This window comes from Enterococcus sp. DIV0236, assembly GCF_050558525.1.
In the GTDB taxonomy this organism is placed as follows: domain Bacteria; phylum Bacillota; class Bacilli; order Lactobacillales; family Enterococcaceae; genus Enterococcus; species Enterococcus faecalis.
Genome location: NZ_CP187891.1, coordinates 483,563 through 501,495, shown reverse-complemented (window position 1 = coordinate 501,495; position 17,933 = coordinate 483,563). Strand labels below are relative to the sequence as shown.

At 36.8% G+C, this 17,933-nt stretch carries 18 protein-coding genes; 1 reads left to right on the top strand and 17 read right to left on the bottom strand.

Annotated features, from left to right (window positions below):
* Position 1: 1 nt before the first annotated feature.
* The 12 genes from IGK27_RS02485 to IGK27_RS02430 form a co-directional block, all read right to left on the bottom strand.
* A complete protein-coding gene (locus IGK27_RS02485) occupies positions 2-451 on the bottom strand; it encodes a hypothetical protein (RefSeq protein ID WP_002381257.1) in 450 nt (149 codons plus the stop codon).
* Positions 452-652: 201 nt separating this feature from the next.
* Entirely contained in the window at positions 653-1,747 is a 1,095-nt protein-coding gene (locus IGK27_RS02480) for a DUF916 and DUF3324 domain-containing protein (RefSeq protein ID WP_033626630.1), read from the bottom strand.
* A gap of 75 nt (positions 1,748-1,822) precedes the next feature.
* On the bottom strand, positions 1,823-2,563 hold the full coding sequence (locus IGK27_RS02475) for a WxL domain-containing protein (protein ID WP_033626631.1): 741 nt from the start codon (positions 2,561-2,563) through the stop codon (positions 1,823-1,825).
* A gap of 22 nt (positions 2,564-2,585) precedes the next feature.
* Positions 2,586-4,685, bottom strand: a complete 2,100-nt coding sequence (locus IGK27_RS02470) for a lectin-like domain-containing protein (RefSeq protein ID WP_033626632.1) — start codon at positions 4,683-4,685, stop codon at positions 2,586-2,588.
* A gap of 19 nt (positions 4,686-4,704) precedes the next feature.
* Positions 4,705-5,484, bottom strand: coding sequence for a WxL domain-containing protein (locus tag IGK27_RS02465; protein ID WP_002355607.1), 780 nt, complete (start codon positions 5,482-5,484; stop codon positions 4,705-4,707).
* A gap of 16 nt (positions 5,485-5,500) precedes the next feature.
* Positions 5,501-6,232: a WxL domain-containing protein gene (locus tag IGK27_RS02460; RefSeq protein WP_002355605.1), complete on the bottom strand. Its 732-nt coding sequence runs from the start codon at positions 6,230-6,232 to the stop codon at positions 5,501-5,503.
* A complete protein-coding gene (locus IGK27_RS02455) occupies positions 6,232-6,615 on the bottom strand; it encodes an LPXTG cell wall anchor domain-containing protein (protein ID WP_033598624.1) in 384 nt (127 codons plus the stop codon). The genes IGK27_RS02460 and IGK27_RS02455 overlap by 1 nt, the downstream gene beginning before the upstream one ends.
* 178 nt (positions 6,616-6,793) lie before the next feature.
* The gene (locus IGK27_RS02450) at positions 6,794-7,744 is read right to left on the bottom strand and encodes a rhodanese-related sulfurtransferase (RefSeq protein WP_002358723.1); all 951 of its coding nucleotides are present in this window, start codon (positions 7,742-7,744) and stop codon (positions 6,794-6,796) included.
* Between the two features lie 590 nt (positions 7,745-8,334).
* Complete coding sequence (locus IGK27_RS02445; RefSeq protein WP_002355601.1) at positions 8,335-9,045, bottom strand: DUF1003 domain-containing protein; 711 nt, start codon at positions 9,043-9,045, stop codon at positions 8,335-8,337.
* 98 nt (positions 9,046-9,143) lie between these two features.
* Positions 9,144-10,310 (bottom strand): serine hydrolase domain-containing protein, encoded by a 1,167-nt coding sequence (locus IGK27_RS02440; RefSeq protein ID WP_002355600.1) that lies wholly within the window; start codon positions 10,308-10,310, stop codon positions 9,144-9,146.
* Between the two features lie 152 nt (positions 10,311-10,462).
* Entirely contained in the window at positions 10,463-10,843 is a 381-nt protein-coding gene (locus IGK27_RS02435) for a VOC family protein (protein WP_002363195.1), read from the bottom strand.
* 132 nt (positions 10,844-10,975) lie between these two features.
* Positions 10,976-12,367, bottom strand: a complete 1,392-nt coding sequence (locus IGK27_RS02430; protein WP_002355598.1) for an L-cystine transporter — start codon at positions 12,365-12,367, stop codon at positions 10,976-10,978.
* Between the two features lie 297 nt (positions 12,368-12,664).
* On the opposite strand from IGK27_RS02430, the gene IGK27_RS02425 reads away from it, so the two are divergent.
* A complete protein-coding gene (locus IGK27_RS02425; RefSeq protein ID WP_002358719.1) occupies positions 12,665-13,000 on the top strand; it encodes a hypothetical protein in 336 nt (111 codons plus the stop codon).
* 46 nt (positions 13,001-13,046) lie between these two features.
* Here IGK27_RS02425 and IGK27_RS02420 read toward each other — a convergent pair whose 3' ends face one another.
* From IGK27_RS02420 to IGK27_RS02400, 5 genes are all read right to left on the bottom strand, one after another.
* Positions 13,047-13,433: a DUF1149 family protein gene (locus IGK27_RS02420; protein WP_002358717.1), complete on the bottom strand. Its 387-nt coding sequence runs from the start codon at positions 13,431-13,433 to the stop codon at positions 13,047-13,049.
* A 112-nt stretch (positions 13,434-13,545) separates the two neighbouring features.
* Complete coding sequence (locus IGK27_RS02415; RefSeq protein WP_031323925.1) at positions 13,546-13,968, bottom strand: hypothetical protein; 423 nt, start codon at positions 13,966-13,968, stop codon at positions 13,546-13,548.
* A 358-nt stretch (positions 13,969-14,326) separates the two neighbouring features.
* The gene (locus IGK27_RS02410; protein ID WP_002355594.1) at positions 14,327-14,971 is read right to left on the bottom strand and encodes a deoxynucleoside kinase; all 645 of its coding nucleotides are present in this window, start codon (positions 14,969-14,971) and stop codon (positions 14,327-14,329) included.
* Between the two features lie 8 nt (positions 14,972-14,979).
* Positions 14,980-15,678, bottom strand: a complete 699-nt coding sequence (gene pnuC / locus IGK27_RS02405) for a nicotinamide riboside transporter PnuC (protein WP_002413802.1) — start codon at positions 15,676-15,678, stop codon at positions 14,980-14,982.
* 554 nt (positions 15,679-16,232) lie between these two features.
* Positions 16,233-17,819 carry an amidase family protein gene (locus IGK27_RS02400; RefSeq protein ID WP_002361263.1) on the bottom strand — a complete coding sequence of 529 codons (1,587 nt, stop codon included), beginning with the start codon at positions 17,817-17,819 and terminating at the stop codon, positions 16,233-16,235.
* Positions 17,820-17,933: the final 114 nt, after the last annotated feature.

Below are 17,933 nucleotides of genomic sequence, written 5' to 3'. Positions count from 1 at the left end.
ATCAGTTCTTTCTCCCATAAATAGCCGTTCCTACTAATTCCCGTATGAAATTCAAGTAAAAAGTGTTTTGCCCCTCCGTTCCAGCACCGCCTGTGCTATTTGGTACAATGGTGATATGGCTAGCATCAAATAATTCATCCGTGAAAAATACTTGATGCTGACTTTTCTTGGAAGAAGGCCTTTCTTCATTTGTTTTTGGATTATTGGTTGTCACTTCTTTTTTACTAACGTCTTCGCTACTTTCTTCCGCTTGCGTTTCGCTAGTAATAGTACTTTCATTTGTTTCTTCCATTTTTTCTGGTGTGCCAGTATTCTCAATCGGATAAATTTCTTCTGTTGGATTGGTCGGATTATAAATTGGATTCCGTTCTTCTGCTGCTTGCACATTGGTTACTTGAAAAAACGAGAGTAACAATGTACTCCATAATAGTAAATGTTTGTATTTATCCATTTTTCTCACATATATTGCCAAATACTTTAGCTACATAACAAAACAAAAAATATAACTAGTAAAGTGGTATCAGACGATATTTAACAATACTCCTTCTTATTATTTCTTTTTTTGAGTTAGGTTTGTTGAATAAACTGCATGTTTGATAAGTAAAAACAAACAAAAACGTTGCCGATGATCAAATCAAAAATTAACTACTCTTTATATTTCTCTTTCGTTTTTTTCCTGTTTCTTTTTTCGCCAAATCAACCAGGCAATGATTAAAATCACTATCAATAATAGTAGTAAGCCAATCATCAAATATAAATTCGAATGATTTTCTTTTAAGGTGACATCTTTTTCATTTAATTCTTTGGCAACTTCACCATTAATTGTAAAGTCTTTTTCAAATTGCCATTGATTTCTAAAAGATATCGATTCATTGTTTATTGATTTTTTAAATGAGCCTGCAGCATCTTTATTCCCAACAACGGTCATAGACAAATGGTAATCTCCTGGCTTAAGTGGTTGCCCTTTTAGCGCAATAGGAACAGAAAAATTGGTATTTGGCGCAATTTGCATGTTTGCTTTTTCCTCTTTATATAAAACTTCTTCATGCCCCTTTTTGGTAATCTCTACCGAAAATGCAACTTGGTTAATATATGTTTTTTGATCATTTTGTAGATTGACTAAAATCACATTTCTAGCATTAATCTGTCCTGGTGAGACTTTTTTCAAAAGTAAATTCGGCTCAACCTTTTTTTTATTTTGTTGCATCAATAATGCAACGACATACGAATATTCATTTTTAATGGATAACCCTTGACTCTTATCGTCTTGGCGTTTGCCTTCATCCGACGTTTCTTCTTTAAAAGTGATACCACTAGCTAACACTCCATCAAAGGGTGTATTAGGCATTTTGACGTTAATAGAAACCGTTTGTTCACTTTTCGGTTTTAAACGAACTGAGCTAGGGTATTGAACGTAGTCTTTTATATCAAACGCTAAACTTTGATCTTTTTTCCCCTTATTTTCACCATACTCCACGATTACATTTGAATTGGTAATGGCACTATTGATGGAAATACCTACCTTTACTTCTTTATCTGTATCATTGCGCAAGTTCACTTTCAACTCAGTTTCTTCATTTGGTGCTAGTAATAAATCAAAGTAAGTTTTTTCTTTATCTACTTGTTTTTCTGATGGAATAGGCGTAACCGCAAAATTAAATTCACTGGCAAAACCATTGCTAGGTACTAACGCTAAAAGAATTAGTAGTATCGGAAAAAAAAGAAATCGTTGTTTTTTTCTGTTCAAATTATTTACTCCTTTTCTATATGTAGTGAATAGCAGGTAACTATGTTCCCCGCTATTCTTCTTTTTAAAACTCGTTTAATTTCCTGGAGCGTCTGTCAACGTCCATGTTAATTTTGTAGCGTATTTTTCAGCGTATTTGGTTGTAGAACCTGGAACAGTTAACTCAATACTTTTAGCAGCTGTAGTTGCATCGGTTCCCCAATCAAATAAATAAGTTCCTGCACCGTTTCCTTTCGCTGCACTCATTACATCTGATTGACTACCATCTGAATTTAGCGTGATTGTGGCTGGGCCTGTTGGTTTGCCTGAATCTGAAGCAGTCACTACATTTCCGTTTTTAAACGTGATAGTTGCCCCAGTCAATTCTTTACCAGAAGTTGATTTAAATTGTCCTTCTTGTTTCACTTTTAATGACCAGCCAGCTTCGGTTCCACGGTTATCTGTTACTTGGACATAGTTAGGACCTTCTTTGACTTCATCGGTTGCGCCTACCGTCTTGTATTTTTGGGTAGCAGCAAAATAAGTCTGATCCTTCGACGTGATTTTTTGAACACCGAAGTCTAGACTTGACGCATAATCAATTGACAACGGACCGTTTGTTCCTGGATTAGGACCTTCAGGATCTGTTGGATCAATAGGATCAACTGGATTAGTTGGATCCGTTGGGTCAACCGGATTAGTTGGCTCTTCACTTGGTGTAAATTCTACGATACCATTAGATGTATAACTACCGCCATCTTCTGCAAAGGCTTGAGAAGTCATGCCTAAGCTCCCTAAAATAAATGTGGATAAACATACTGTTGTTACTTTTTTCATTTTCTTTTCTCCATTCTTTTCTTTAATTTCCTGGTACGTCTTCTAACGCCCAAGATAAACGAGCTTTAAATGTTCCAACTCTTTGATAAGCTACAGGAACATTGATTTGAATTCCTTGTTGTTTTGATTCATCAAGTAATGCTGTTAAATCTGTTTCACCTTTCTGATTACTTTCTAAAAGCGTAATTGCCCCATTTGTAATCTGAGAGCTTCCAGCAGTTGAAACGAAAGAAAAAACATCTGGCATTACAATTGAATCATTCGTTAACGGTTGCGTTTGCTTTAGTTGCAAGCGCCAATTATTTGCGTTACGTTCATCCACAACTTTGAGTCCTTCGGTGGGATGCCCAAGTTTAATTAGTGGTTGATTACGTATCTTTTCCGTACCAAAAGTAATCTGTTTTGGTGCCTCTTTAAAATATAGTTCCCCTAAACGATAGTAAAAATAAATATCTTTTGTTTCCTCTGTCATTGTTCCTTCCGCATTGCCTGAGTCTTTTGTAAAAACATAGCCAGAAATATCTAGGGGTTTTTCTTGATAGGATGCACCAATTTTCCCTGTTACACTTTTAGGTGGAGCAATATCTTTACCTTCCGCGTCTTTATAAAAAACGGTTACTGTTTTTTCTGTTGGTTTAGGAATAGTAATCGTTACATTATTTGACTTTTGCAGTAAGGTTCCTTCTTCATAATAGTCAAAGTTCATAGTTAAAACTTTTTCGGGCGTATTATCTTGAAGGGTTGTTTTTAATTCAATAATCATGTCCTTCTTTAAAACTAGGTAGTCATTTAAAGCAATTGTTAAGTGATTCCCTGTTTGTGTCAGATCTTTGGCTGCTACCTTTTTACCATCAATCGTTAATGAATTTTCTTCATATGCTAATTCATCAGGTAAGTCAATGCTTACTTGCGGTTGACGATCTTCGATAAAGTCATTGTCAATATTCAACGTATTCCGTAGTCTCACCTGATCATTTTTCACTGCTTCAACAGCTGAGCTAAATTCCTGACCATTCACGCTAAGGGCTGCTTGTGACGTAACGTTGGTAGGAATTTGTGTCATTGCTAAAGCATTCTCTTGGTATTTGCCACCTGTAGAGGATGTAAAGCCCCAATAAACCGTTGTTGCGCCAAATTGTGCATTTAAATCTGAAACTACATACGTATTCGTGCCCACACCTTCTAAATCATATGTTAATGCTTTGGCTGCGGCATTCCAATGAACAGTCAACATGCGCCAGGTTCCATTAGATAGATAGGTTGGCGCAACGGTGACGCCTGAATGCTCCCCTGTATAGCTGTTGTTATTAGCTTTCGGAGTGACAAAAGCTAAATGCCCATTTCCCTTATCTTGTGAAATTTCTCGGTCCATTCGGTTGGAACTACCAGTATTTTTATAGGTATCAAACTCAATCGATAAGGCATTTCTAACATAAGGTTGACCCGCTTTCGTGGAGTATGCACCGATTCCCATCCCAGGTGAACCAATGACTTCTTGAGGCGTTGTGGACATTCTAGGATCATTCGTTAAGGTAAAGGTCATACCATCACCAGCATTTGCATACTCGTTTCCTAAATACAAATAACTTTTAAAGGTAAAATCCGACAATAAACTGATTGGTTTTTTTGACCAAATAGCTCCTTTTTGTGATTTAACAGCTGGGTTTAGTTGTAATAACTTCCCACCTTCTAAAATACTTGTTGCATTTCCAATTGGCTCTTGAAACACCTTGTCGATTGGAATGATATTAGGATCATCAGGCAATGAAGTAGCGTATGGCGCAGCCAACATGCGCGGCTGTGGTTCAACTATCGCCGATTCCGTTGCACTGTTATCGTCATCCTTTTGTTGTTCGCTAGGTTCTAAAGTAGCCGTTGATTGGTCTGTTTCTGCTGGATGATTATCGGTTGTTGTTGTCGTTTCTAGGGAAGGTTCTTGCTCTAATGTTTCCGAGTGAGAAGGAGCGCTAGTTGCCTGATCATTGGCCGATTCCTCCACTATTTCCCGATTGACTTTGTTGATATTTGTCGAAGGATTACTAATCGCTTCGCTAGTAATAGGCGCAAGGATTAGTAAGAATAAACTACTTGCCAAAAAGACTAGGCTTTGTTTGTTTCGCATCTCTCTTCACCTCTACTTTTTAAATTCCTGGTACATCCGTCAACGTCCACAATAATTTTGTTTGATATTTCACGGCATCTTTAGGGGTTGACCCTGGTACTGATAGCGCAACATCTTTTGTAACATTAACATTGTGTACCGTATTGGTTTCATCGCGTTCTGCAACCACTTCTACTTTGCCCCAATAAGTAGCCCAAGTTCCTGCACCGGTTCCTTGCTTCGCAGCTGCCACTAGCGATGCGGTCCCTGGAACAAGGGCAATCTTATTTGTTGCCTCTGGTTTCACAACATTTTGCGCATTACTATTAACGGTCGGGTTAGCTAAAGAAATTTGCGCACCTGTCAACTGACTATTTAAAGTAGCCTTTGTTGCTTTAAATTGCTCCTTTTGAGTAACCGTTAAAGACCAACCGCTATTGGTTCCTCTATTATCAGAAATTTGCACAAAATTTGGTGTTTCTTTTTGATTTTCTTGATATTGCTGTGCTCTTGCAAAATATACTTGGTCTTTATTCGAAATACGATTTTTCCCAAAGTCAAAACTTGAAGCATAATCAATAGACAGCGGTCCTTGGGTACCAGGATTGGGACCTTCTGGGTCTGTCGGATCAATTGGTTTGACTGGCTTTTCTGGATCGGGATTTTCTGGATCAACTGGCTCTGTCGGATCTACGTTCGGAATAAATTCTACTAAACCATTCGAACGATACTCTTTTGGCTCTTCTGCCTTCGCTTGTAAGGACCAACCAGCAACTGCAAATGTACTGCATAGAACGATTCCTGTGAATTGTTTTTTCATTGCTTTTCTCCTTTATTTAATTATTAGCGGGAGTATCTTCTAATGCCCAAACTAACTTCGTTGAATATTGTTGTGCAAGCTTTACAGATTTTCCGGGAACGAATAGTTGGACAGCTTCTTTATTTGTTGCTTCATTTGAACCAAAGCGATAAACCCAAGTCCCAACACCTGTTTCTTTTTTAGCGTTCATCGCTAGATTATTATTTACACCAGGTGTTAAGGAAATAGTATTACTGACTTCAGTAGGTTTATATTTTTCATCCACCATTGAGGCAGCTTCTGCCTTTGTAAACGTTAATTGAGCGCCGACTAGTTCCTCTCCAGTAGCTGTTTTAAATTGTTCAGGTTGGGAAAGCGTTAGTTTCCATCCTGCTAACGTTCCTCTTTTATCAGTTACTTGTACATAGGTTGGTTTTTTTGAACCATCTTTCATTTCATCTGGCGCAGCATAATACGTTTGATCTGCCGTAGAAATCTTTTGTGTGCCAAATTTAAATTTTGACCCATAATCAATTGATAAGGCACCACCCGTTCCTGGCCCTGGAGGATCAATTGGGTCTACTGGATCAGTAGGATCGGGATTTTCTGGATCAACTGGCGGTGTGATTTCGTTATCGCCTGCTTCAAAAGTAATTGTGCCTTCCGTATTGTATTCTTTCGGAAAAGTTTCTGCTGCTGATGCGTTTATTGCTTGAAACCCTACGCCTAAAAGTATGGTTGCCGATGTAAGTAAAACAGTTTTTTTCATTAAATAAGCTCCTTCTCTCGTTTCATTTTATTAATTAAATAAATGACTACCCCAAACAAACTAACTCCTATCAAGGAATACAGCGGATTTTCAGACTCGCCTGTTTTAGGTAAAACTGCTTGTCCAGAAGCAGTTAAATTGTTTCTTCCCTGTTCTTCTGATTGTTGGGTATACGCTATGTCATTTGACTCTTTTTCATTCTCATAAACGTAGGTGCCATAGAAGCTCGCTTGACCATTTGATTCATAATTATTTTCTTCAGCCATAACGCTTTTTGTTTGCAACCCAATGATCAATAGCCCTAAACATACCAAACTAAACCTTTTTATGATTTTCATCTGAATTCCTCCTTCCCCATTTTCAACATTGACTGGCCCAGCCAATAAACATTATATAAAAGAAATATTTATTAGATTTTTTTATTTTTTTCAGACGCTTTTAAAAAATAAAATGGTTTCAGCTAAGAAAGCTTTAAAATCAACACTTTTAAAGACAAAAAAATAAACAAAAAAACTTCAAAAAATAATTTTCGAAGTTTTTTTGTTTATTTTTTTATTATTTTTATACTTCAACCGCTTCTAACAAAGCTAAACGTTCAGCAACTTCTGCTTCTGTTAAATTATATTTTTTTACATAACGGTTGGCAGGATGCTGGCTACATTCTAATGAGCAGCCACCTAAATGTTTATGTTCATTTTCTTCTGAAGTTAAGATTTGACGATTACATTCTGGGTTTGCACAGTTAATGTAGCGTTCGCAAGGTGTTCCATCAAACCAGTCTTTCCCAATAACTTTTTTATCAACATGATTAATTTCGACACTGATTCGGTCATCAAAGACATACATTTTGCCGTCCCAAAGTTCGCCACGTGTTTCTGGATTTTTCCCATAATTGGCAATACCACCATGCAATTGAGCAACATCTTCAAATCCTTCTTTTAATAACCAGCCAGAAAATTTTTCACAGCGAATCCCGCCAGTACAATAGGTAACAATTTTTTTATCCATAAATTGTTCTTTGTTCTCGCGAATCCATTGTGGTAACTCACGGAAGCTACGGATATCTGGGCGCACGGCACCACGGAAATGACCTAAATCATATTCATAATCGTTACGAGCATCGATTACAACAGTGTCTTCGTCTAATAAGGCTTCTTTAAATTCTGCAGGTTCCAAATATTTCCCCGTCGTTTCTAATGGATCAACGTCTTCTTCTAAGTTCAACGCCACTAATTCAGAACGTGGGCGAACAAACATTTTGCGGAACGCCATTTCTTCTGCTGGATCAATTTTAAAGAATGTATCCTTAAAGCGCTCATCTGCTTGCATTGCTTCCATGTACTTTTCTGTTTCTTCGACAGTACCAGATAACGTTCCGTTAATCCCTTCTGTCGCTACTAAAATACGGCCTTTTAAATTTAATGATTTGCAAAAAGCTAGATGCTCTTTCGCAAAAGCTTCTGGATCTTCAATTGTTGTATATTTGTAATAAAGTAATACTTGGTATTTCATCTTGTTTTCCCCTTTTGTATAAAGTCATTCTATCCCATTATACGGTGAATAAAAAAGGGAAAGCGATTATTTTGCTTGTGTATTTACACACAATAAAAAAAGCCTGATAAACGGCGGGAACAGAACCAACACTACGCGTTGCTCCGATCTCAACAACTTCTAAGGTGTTTTCTCGACATGCGTCTCGTCACAGTACACCCTTCAAAAGAGCTACAGCTCTAAGAGTTGCGATGTTTCACTGTGAAGCATGAACAGATGAAATCATCGTACCTACTTGGTGAAGGTCCTTCGGAAATAAGCCGAAATTGACTTTCTCACACAAGTGTTCGGCGTATCTTAATCCTTCCAAGTGTTGAGAATCACGAAGAACGTAGTGATTCGATGATGAACAATACCTACTTGGTCTCCAAAAATTAAAGAACACCGGGTAGGTATCATGCAACATCAACTCGTTCCTCGTTGTGTTTTATGACAATTTTCGGAAATTTCTTCTTATTGCTGAGAAACACTATTTGCAAAGCAAATAGATGTTAATCAGTACCTACTTGGTTCTCGGAGCTAAACGGTTCTGTCCCGACCTCTTCTATATACTACTCCTTTTCAGAAGTCGCGGCGAGTTGTTCTTGCAATTCACCTAAAAGTTCAATTTGAATATTTTGGATTTTTACCAAATTTTCTAGTTGATTATTGATAATATAATCCATTTTCTCATGTAATAAATTAATTTCTACTTCTGCTTTTAAGTTAATTTTATAATCATTATTCGCTTGTTCTCTGTCACGGGCTTCTTGTCTGTTTTGACTCATCATAATAATCGGTGCTTGGATAGCTGCTAAACAAGATAAGGCGAGATTTAGCAAAATATAAGGATATTTGTCAAATGGTTGTCCCAATAAAGTGGTAGAGTTAATCACGATCCAAGCAATCAACACGAAGCAAAAGAAGCCAATAAACACCCAGCTACCGCCAAATTTAGCAATGGTATCCGCTGCTCGTTGGCCAAAGGTTAATTTCTTTTCCATCTTTTCATTCATATTATTGGAAATCAGCTTATCTTCTTTGATATGTTGAACCACCAATTCATTCAGTTGTTGGATTTTTTCAGAATCATTTGCGACCAATTGTTTCATGTAATCCAAACGATAATTAAGTAACTCCGCCAATGTAATCATCGATTCAGCTGTCAATTGTGGATTGTTTTGGAGAATAAAAGCTTGCGTTTCCTGTTCTATATCTTGAAGATAAATGTTTTTTTTCGTTGATTCACCAATAACAACTTGTTTATTTTTTGATTGCTTCATCTTCGTCACTCCCTTTGATCGTTCTTCCCTTTATTTTAATATAAAGTCTCTCAGAAGAAACCTAAAAAGGCCTTGGAGTGATCGTTGTTGCTTCTGCTTTAAAATTTAACAGTTAAATTGGTTACATCATGGAACAACGAACCAATTAATTCTTTGTATTTCGCTGGATTCACACAATTAGTTAGCAATATGACCCCGGTTTTCATATCTTTTGAAAATAAAACCAGGGCTTGTTGACCCGCTTCAACGCCGTGTAAGCGTAAATAATTATCATGAACATAGATGCCGCCATGATAAGAACTTTGCTGAGAAGACGTCCATAATTTTTGCAAAAGTGCGGTGGAAACTAAGTGCCCACTCATTAATTGATGTAAGTACCAATACAAATCACCTGTCGTCATATCCACATTCCCAGTTCCAAATTCATGGGCAAAACTAGCTGCGGGAATTGAGAGCACTTGATTATACGAATTGTCTTCTGTCCATTTATAACTTGTTGAATTATTGGGTTGTTCCAATAAGGTTTCATAGAAGCCAAAATTCTTTAAACCAGCCGTTTTGTGATAAAGATTATTAAATAATTCTTGATAGGTACGTTGATACATTTTCTCTAACATTCCTGCTAAAAGGACAAAATTTACTGGGGAATAATTGTATTTTCCTTTATTGACTTGAATGGTATTTTGTTTAACAAATTGAATAATTTCTTCATCGGTAACGATATTATTAGGCATTGCTGATAACTTTAAACCGCTTGTCATATTCAACATATCGCTAATCGTAATATCCTCAGCACCTTGAATTTGCGGATAAAACGTAGCGAGTTTTGTATCTAATGTAAGTTTACCTTCTTCAATCGCTTTTAAGATCAAGGTTGTGGTAAAAGATTTTTGAATTGAGCCAATCTGAAACCTTGTGTTTGGCGTATTGGCTTGTTGCTTTTCAAAATTGGCAAAGCCATATCCTTTATTTACTAAAACCTGATCATCTTTAATGATCAAAGCCGAACCAATATAATTTGTTTCTTGAATTTTTTGATCAAGTTCGCCACTATCTGGTGCAACTATTTCTTTCGTTAAATTCGCATAATTATCACTTCGGCGATCTTCTTCCAAGACCACTTTCGATTCTTGACTAACTTGTGAATCTCTAGTGAAAAAGAACGTTTTTATTAAATAACCACTACCACCAATCACCACCAACAAACATACTATAAAAAGCCAATTCACTCCTCCATGTCTTTTCTTTGCATGTCGTTTACGCATACTGCTTACCTCCGCCTATTCTATTAACAGCATTATCATACGCTATATTTTCATGAAAATTACAGATTTCAGTAAAATTTATAAAACTTTCAACTTTTATAAAAAACAGCTTGGCACCGGAATCTAGATTGATTCTGGTGCCAAGCTGTTTTTTATTTACTTTCTTGCCCCATCACAGCAAAGTAATTATCATCGTTATCTGCAAAATTAAAAACTAAGCCTGTTGGCAATTGAACCATTTCACCGACAGTAACCCCAGCCTCTTGCATTTTTTTATAGAGACCAATGATATCATCGCTAGCAAACATTAGAGAAGGGGTATTCCCCGCCACTTCTGGTGAATGTTTTTGAATAAAGGCCAAATCATATAAAACAATAATCGTCTCTGCCGATTCACTTGGTGCAATTTCTACCACCAATGTACCGTCAACTTCCTCTCTTTCCTTTTCAACAAAGCCAAACGTTTGCCAAAATTGACTAGATTCCTCAACATTATTCACATATAACATAATCTTTACTTGGTTTGAAAACATTCCTTCACGTCCTTTTGAATTTAGTTAACAACTTATTATATACGTTCTTTTAAATAATTACTGCACTTTCGCTTAAAATTCAAAAAAAGTGTTTGAGCAAGACATTGCTCAAACACTTTTCGTTTTATTGATTTAGATATTTGCATCTAAGACAACGTCGCGATCATTTAAGACATCACGATCTAATTCATGAATACGAGCACTTGTTAACACGCCTGCAACCATACTATCGTTAACGTTAACAGCTGTCCGCGCCATGTCAATAAGTGGTTCAACTGAAATTACTAAACCAACAATTGCAACTGGTAAGTTCATTGCGCCTAAAACGATTAGAGAAGCAAAGGTTGCTCCGCCGCCGACACCGGCTACGCCAAATGAACTGATTGTGACAACTGCTACTAACATTAAAATAAATTGTAAACTAAAGACATCAATTCCAACAGTTGGTGCAACGATGGTTGCTAACATAGCTGGATAAACGCCGGCACAACCATTTTGTCCAATAGATAAACCGAAACTACCAGCAAAGTTTGCTGTGGCATCATCGACACCTAATGCTTTGGTTTGTGTTTCAATATTTAATGGTAAAGCGCCTGCACTTGAACGAGAAGTAAAAGCAAAGCTCAAGACTGGAAAAACTTTTTTTAGATACGTAACTGGGTTGACTTTTAAAGTAATTAAAATCAACATGTGAATGGCAAAAACAATAATTAAGGCCACATACGATGCCAACACAAATTTACCTAAGTTAATAATCGCAACAAAATCACTTGTTGCTACAACATTAATCATTAACGCTAACACGCCATAAGGGGTCAAGCGTAAAACTAAGGTAACAATTCGCATGGTAATTTTATATAAACTATCAATTAAATTTGCAAAAAATTCAGCTTCTTTTGGCGCTTTACGACGAACGCCTAAATAAGCGACACCAACAAACGCAGCAAAGATTACCACCCCAATGGTACTCATTGGTCGTGTTCCCGCAAAGTCAGCAAAGACATTTTTAGGAATGAATGAAACGATTTGTTGGGGAATCGTCAAATCTTGAATCGCATCTTGACGCGTCGCTAACTCGGCAATTCTTGACGTTTCTGCAGCACCTTGCGTGAATTTTGCCCCTTGAAGACCAAACGCTAAGGTTGTTCCAATCCCCACCAAGGCAGCTACTGCTGTTGTTCCTAGTAAGGTGGCTAACACATTAAAGCTAATTTTTCCTAATTTATTGGATTCTTTCATTTTTGTAAATGCACCTACAATAGATACAAATACTAACGGAATTACGAGCATTTGTAGAAACGCTACATAACCATTACCTACAATCCCGATCCATTCCATTGATTGCGTAGTAATTTTACTGTCTGTACCAAAAGCAAATTGAATAATTGCACCTAAAACAATCCCCACGCCCAATGCTGAAAAGACACGTGTTGAGAATTTTAAATGTTTCTTTTGCATTTGGTAGAAACCGAATAACACAGCAATAAATGCAAGGATCACTAATACAGTGATGAATGTTGTCATTTTAGTTCCTCCCTATGTTTTTAATGACAAGTACATCAAAGGAAGTAAAGGTTCCCGGTACTCACTCTCCAGTAAATACCCTGAAAACAGCAAACTGTTTCCAGTGATAGTTCTATTGTACCTTATTTTATAGCAAATAGTGGGATAATTTGCTTACTTTTTGATAGAAAATAACCGTTGTGATAGTTTAAAACTATCACCAAGCGTTGTTTTACTAGTCACTGTAAAAATAATTTGTTTTTTGTCCTCTTTCTTTTAAGCTGACGTGGTATACTTAGTTCTAGGAGGTGTAAGCGTATGCAAAAAATTTGTTGGATCCTTTCTGTCAACCGTGATGGAGCGACGTTGTTTGTGGGGAGCCCTGCAAATGGAGGTCCTTGGCTCTTTTCAAATAAAGAGCAGCAAAACATCAAAGCCTTTTTTCAACCAACCTATGAAATTGACTTTATCAGTTATGATGTTCTTTCAGAGGAAGTACCAGAAGCTGCGTTCATTTTGTACAATGAAATGCTCGCTCCCTATCTTCCCGAAAAAATCACCAAAGTTGGTCAGCCGATTGCTTATGTGGATATCGCTACAAAAAATTATGAACAGTTTAAAAAAGCTTTGGTTGCTAAATCTTCACAAGAATAAAAACAGCGTTTATAACGGAATCCGTTATAAACGCTGTTTTTAAAGTTTAAGCTTCTTCTGATTGTTGAAAATTCAATTGGACACCTGGACGATCCAGAGCAATTTCAGTTACTTCATAAGATAAACGTTCGACGATGCTAAATAAAGGACGTACAAGTTCATCGACTTCTTCTTGCGAAATATCTTCTTGTTTTTCAATTTTACGATCAATAATGTGATTAATTTGGCTAATCGCCCCTGATAAAACAAATTCGTCAAAGACAATTCGAAATTCTAAGCGAGCAACAAGTGCTGAGCTGTTTTCTGGATAATTTTCTTCTTCTACTTCAATTGGTGAAAAACTGACACGTAAATCTGTCTCTACTTCTGAATCAGGTACTCGCATATCATAGTGATACGCTTCAACAATTTCTTGTTGGCGTTTAATTTCCATTGTTTTTTCTCTCCTTTTTTAACAAGATATTCCCCTTTTAGAATATCCAATGGTTTCTTTTCTCAAGTATACCACAAGTCCAAAAGTTGCCTAGACCAAAAAACACAGAAGATCAGACTTTTTTGATAAATTGATTTTGGCAGTTTGAACAAGTGACTTTGATTGTTCCTCGTCCTTTCGGCGCACGTAATGACTGCTGACATTTTGGACATTTAAAATAACGATACTCTTTCTGAGTCATGTGTCGCTTGCGAAAAGCATGAACCTTTTGCATTAGGCGTTGTTTTCGAAGAATAAACCGTTGATTTTCATTCAATCGCGGGTGAATATGTTTTGAAAAAAAGCGATAATACACGTAGGCGACTGTGATTAAAATCAATAACCGAACCCAAAGATAGCCAGTAAAAATATTGATGAGCGCCAGCACGACACTTGTTAGCAACAGCGTTCGATTCAATTCATCGAACCGGGCATAACGTCCTTGTAAAAATCGTTGCGCTTTTTTGCGCCAACGTAGAATGCGTTCAAACCAAATTTAGCCCATTTATCTTCCTTCTTTCGAGCATTATTTTTTGAATAAATGATTGATTTACAGAAACTTTCAATCAAAATTTACACTTACTAAGTCCAAATTTTGAACAACTGTTGGTTATTTTCGATGGTATACTTCTAGAGAAGTCAGGTCAACCGATGAATGACTTCGTTGATAATAGCTACCGCTATTTTATACAAACTTAAACTGTCGATAGATAGATTATCCGATTTTAACTTAGGGGAAGGTTAAAATCCGATTCTATAATTTAGCACTACACTCCTTTATTTAGTAGCAACTTTAGCCTATCTATCCACATTTTAAGTCAAAAAGAAGCAAGTCCGGACTTGCTTCTTTTTATTTATCTTTCTAATTCTTCAATTTTCTTCTCAATTAACGCCAAGACATATTGACACGCTTCAGGATCTTCGACAAAATCATATTTATCGCCATCAATTTGAATTTTAGGACTTTCATCATAGTCTTCGTACCATTGATCATAACGCTCGTTCAACATTTGATAGTAATCATACAACGTTGGATCTGTCTCAATTTGTTCATAAGGACGGCCACGTTTTTTGATGCGTTCCAACATTTTGGGAAATGAAATACGAATGTGAACTAACAAATCAGGTCTTTTTTTATGCGCAGCATAAGGCAATTCTTGGAGCATATTTTGTAATAAGTCATCGTACACTTTGACCTCTGTTTCGTTTGCACGACCTAAATCTGCATTTAAATGAAAAAGTAATGAATCTTCATAAATCGAGCGATCCAATACATTATTTTCATGCGTTAATGCTTGTTTAATACTATCAAAACGTTTATTTAAAAAATAAATTTGTAATAAAAATGCGTACTTTTCCGGTTCCGCATAAAATAAAGGTAATACCTCATTATCATCAACTGATTCGTAAAAGGCTTCTGAACCTAAACGGTTTGCAATTAAAGCTGTTAAACTAGATTTACCAGCGCCAATCGTACCTGCTAAAACAATCACTGCCATCGAACTCCCTACCTATTTTTTTCCATTTTATTTTTTATCTTCAACCAATTAAACATACCAAAAATTGAGTTAAAAGTATACATACAATACATAACAAATATCGCATAATCACCACCAGCGTGCGTCCCTGCTCGGAACCATAACAAAATTGAAAAAATATTTCCTAGTAGCCAAAACACGAATTGCGATTGATAACGTTTAATCATCAATAACATCCCTGTCGCTGAAACACTAAACGTGATTGCATCTAATGTTTGTTGCGCATCATTTACAAAACCTAACAAAATATATGCAGCTACGCCAATGAGCAGCCACGTTAAAAAGGCATACAACCACTGAATACCTTTTAAAACTTTTACGTCGGTTACTTGACCTGAGCCATCCTCGCTAGCCCGAAGCCAAGCATAAAGCCCTGTAATGTCCATAATAATATAGAAGCTTTGTAAAAGAACTTCCGCATATACCCGTGTCACTAACCCAAAATAGCCAATAATCACTGCACTGATTAACCCAAAAATGTAATTGCTGACTTTTCCTTGGGCAATTAAATTCACACAAATGATGCCGGCTAAACCACCTACTAACGTAATCCAATTCGATGGATTGATAGCAAATGCAATCAACTGTACCCCCACCATCAAAGCTAAAAACAAGTAACTTCTCGTTTCCCAACCTTTAAAATCATTCACCAAAAAATTCTTATTCACAACAAATTTCCGACCTTCCTAAAACCAAACTTTTCTCTGTTGACGTCTCAATAAGAGTACTCCGTTTTAAAAAACAAGTCAATCAGATTTCGGAATAAAAAGAAGATTTTAATACTATATATTGATCAAAAAAATAAAAACACACTACATATAGTTATTTCGTAAGCTTTCTGGTATCCTTTATTGCCACAATATTTTCTTCATCTTGCTTTAATCTTCTATGTATTCATGGATTTGTTTCCATCTAATGATTCCTGCGGCAGAACCCTTTACGACGGTAGCGCTCCAAATTAATGTTGCGAAAGCGGAAGCAATCGTACATATTTATGCTTCAAACACAGCCATCGTTCACTCTTTTTATTGAAATGCTTAAAAATTGACGGCCTTATTTCTCGAATCTGGCCACTTATTAACTTATTACATGAAAACATTCGCCTAAAAAAGCAAAAAAAACGACTCACCTAAATAATCGACCTACAAACAATTCCTTTCATTTGTAGGTCGATTATCTTTATTAGGTTTGATACAGATATTTCGCCATTCCTAGTTTCCCTTTACTGCTCATCTCTATTTATTTTTTTACTGTTTGCCAACAGCTCGTTGTCTGAAAGTACTATCCGTCCTTTGGTACTTTGTTCAAAGCTGTAAGCTTGCTCAAATAACGTTTGCTCATTATTGGCAGTTTGTGTAAAAGTCAGCCCATAAGGTTGTCCTTCACTGTTTTTCGCCAAAGGAACCGTCAATTCAGGATATCCTGCCACGGCACTTAAACCCGTACCTTCAGAATCAATAAAAGCATATCCGTCTAATTGTTGTTTTTTTAGCAACGCATCAAACGTTTGCTGTGCTTTTTTAATGGTTGTTTGAATGATTTCTTTATCTGGTTGTTTCTTTTTAACATCTGCTTCTAATAAATCTTGCCCATACTTGGCACGAACCTTTTTATCTTGTTGATTATACGCAATTAGTTCCTCCAGTGTTTTAAATGGTAAGTCATAACGTTTCGCAAATTCTTCCAATGCAAACTTAAATTCATTGGAAATAACTTTCCCGCCATCAATCCCTTCCATGTCTGGCGTTACCGGAATCACTTCTGCTCCAGCTTTTTGGAGGGCCTTTTTAGCAGTCGCAAATTCTTCTTCAGCACTTGGCATTTCTAGCAACCCAATGCGTTGACCTTGTAAGTTATTTTTAGTAAATTTCGTTGAATCAATGCTCGGAACCGTGTCTTTCTTAAACGCATTATAGCCTTGCGCAGCATCAACGACACTTCGGGCAATCGGGCCAACTGTATCTAATGACGGTGCCAATGGCAAAACACCTTCGCCACTTACTGAACTGTGGGTCGGTTTAAAACCAACCACTGATTGATGAGAAGCGGGGGAAACAATCGATCCCATCGTCTCAGTGCCTAAAGAGAAGGCGCCGATATTCATCGTCACACTAGCCCCACTCCCAGAACTTGAACCTGAAGGTGTTATTTTGAGCGGCCCATAAGGATTAAGTGTTTGTCCATGTTTGGAACTATAGCCACTTGGTGCTTTCATTGACATATAATTCGCTAGTTCAGATAAGTTTACTTTTCCTAAAATCAAAGCTTGCGCCTCTGTTAACTTCTTAACTACTTCCGCATCTTCCTTAGGCTTGAACGTGCGTAAGGCATAAGCTCCTGCACTCGAAATCATGTTGGTCGTATTTATATTTTCTTTCAAAGTCACAGGAATACCATACAAAGGCTTCTTCGGTGTTTGAGAGGCTTGCTGGTCAAATGCCTTGGCTTCCTTAATTGCTTGCGGATTGATTTCAGAGATGCTGTTCATGCCATTATCTATTTGATCGAACTGTAAAATACGGTCCAAATAAAACGCCGTAAGTTCTTCATAGGTCAATGTTCCTTCGGCAATCGCTTGCTGTAATTCAGTGATATTTTTTTCAATAATCAACGGTGCTTTGGTCCGAGCTTTTTGTACATCTGTTTCTTTTAATTGGTCTTCAATCGTTTTAACGATTCTCTCTTGATTGTACATTGCTGGGGTTTCTGCCTCAGGAGTGAACTTTTTGAGTATAAACCAATACGCTGCAGCGCCTATTATGACTAACAAAACAGCAATTATTCCGATTACTTTTAAAAATTTAGACATTTTTATCCTCCTATACCATTTAAAGATTATCTTACTATGTTTATTTTTGCATGACAACTAACAGTTTTGTTCGTTAAAAAGACAAAATAGAGAGTAGGACATCCGTCAAAACGA

Coding starts and splice junctions, on each gene's coding strand:
- IGK27_RS02465 (WP_002355607.1), bottom strand. CDS start 5,484: ATGAAAAAACAATTCACAGGAATCGTTCTATGCAGTACATTTGCAGTT.
- IGK27_RS02460 (WP_002355605.1), bottom strand. CDS start 6,232: ATGAAAAAAACTGTTTTACTTACATCGGCAACCATACTTTTAGGCGTA.
- IGK27_RS02450 (WP_002358723.1), bottom strand. CDS start 7,744: ATGAAATACCAAGTATTACTTTATTACAAATATACAACAATTGAAGAT.
- IGK27_RS02400 (WP_002361263.1), bottom strand. CDS start 17,819: ATGTCTAAATTTTTAAAAGTAATCGGAATAATTGCTGTTTTGTTAGTC.
- IGK27_RS02430 (WP_002355598.1), bottom strand. CDS start 12,367: ATGACAACATTCATCACTGTATTAGTGATCCTTGCATTTATTGCTGTG.
- IGK27_RS02420 (WP_002358717.1), bottom strand. CDS start 13,433: ATGGAAATTAAACGCCAACAAGAAATTGTTGAAGCGTATCACTATGAT.
- IGK27_RS02485 (WP_002381257.1), bottom strand. CDS start 451: ATGGATAAATACAAACATTTACTATTATGGAGTACATTGTTACTCTCG.
- IGK27_RS02445 (WP_002355601.1), bottom strand. CDS start 9,045: ATGAAGCAATCAAAAAATAAACAAGTTGTTATTGGTGAATCAACGAAA.
- IGK27_RS02435 (WP_002363195.1), bottom strand. CDS start 10,843: ATGTTTTCAAACCAAGTAAAGATTATGTTATATGTGAATAATGTTGAG.
- IGK27_RS02470 (WP_033626632.1), bottom strand. CDS start 4,685: ATGCGAAACAAACAAAGCCTAGTCTTTTTGGCAAGTAGTTTATTCTTA.
- IGK27_RS02425 (WP_002358719.1), top strand. CDS start 12,665: ATGCAAAAAATTTGTTGGATCCTTTCTGTCAACCGTGATGGAGCGACG.
- IGK27_RS02410 (WP_002355594.1), bottom strand. CDS start 14,971: ATGGCAGTGATTGTTTTAGCAGGTACGATTGGCGCTGGTAAATCTAGT.
- IGK27_RS02475 (WP_033626631.1), bottom strand. CDS start 2,563: ATGAAAAAAGTAACAACAGTATGTTTATCCACATTTATTTTAGGGAGC.
- IGK27_RS02440 (WP_002355600.1), bottom strand. CDS start 10,310: ATGCGTAAACGACATGCAAAGAAAAGACATGGAGGAGTGAATTGGCTT.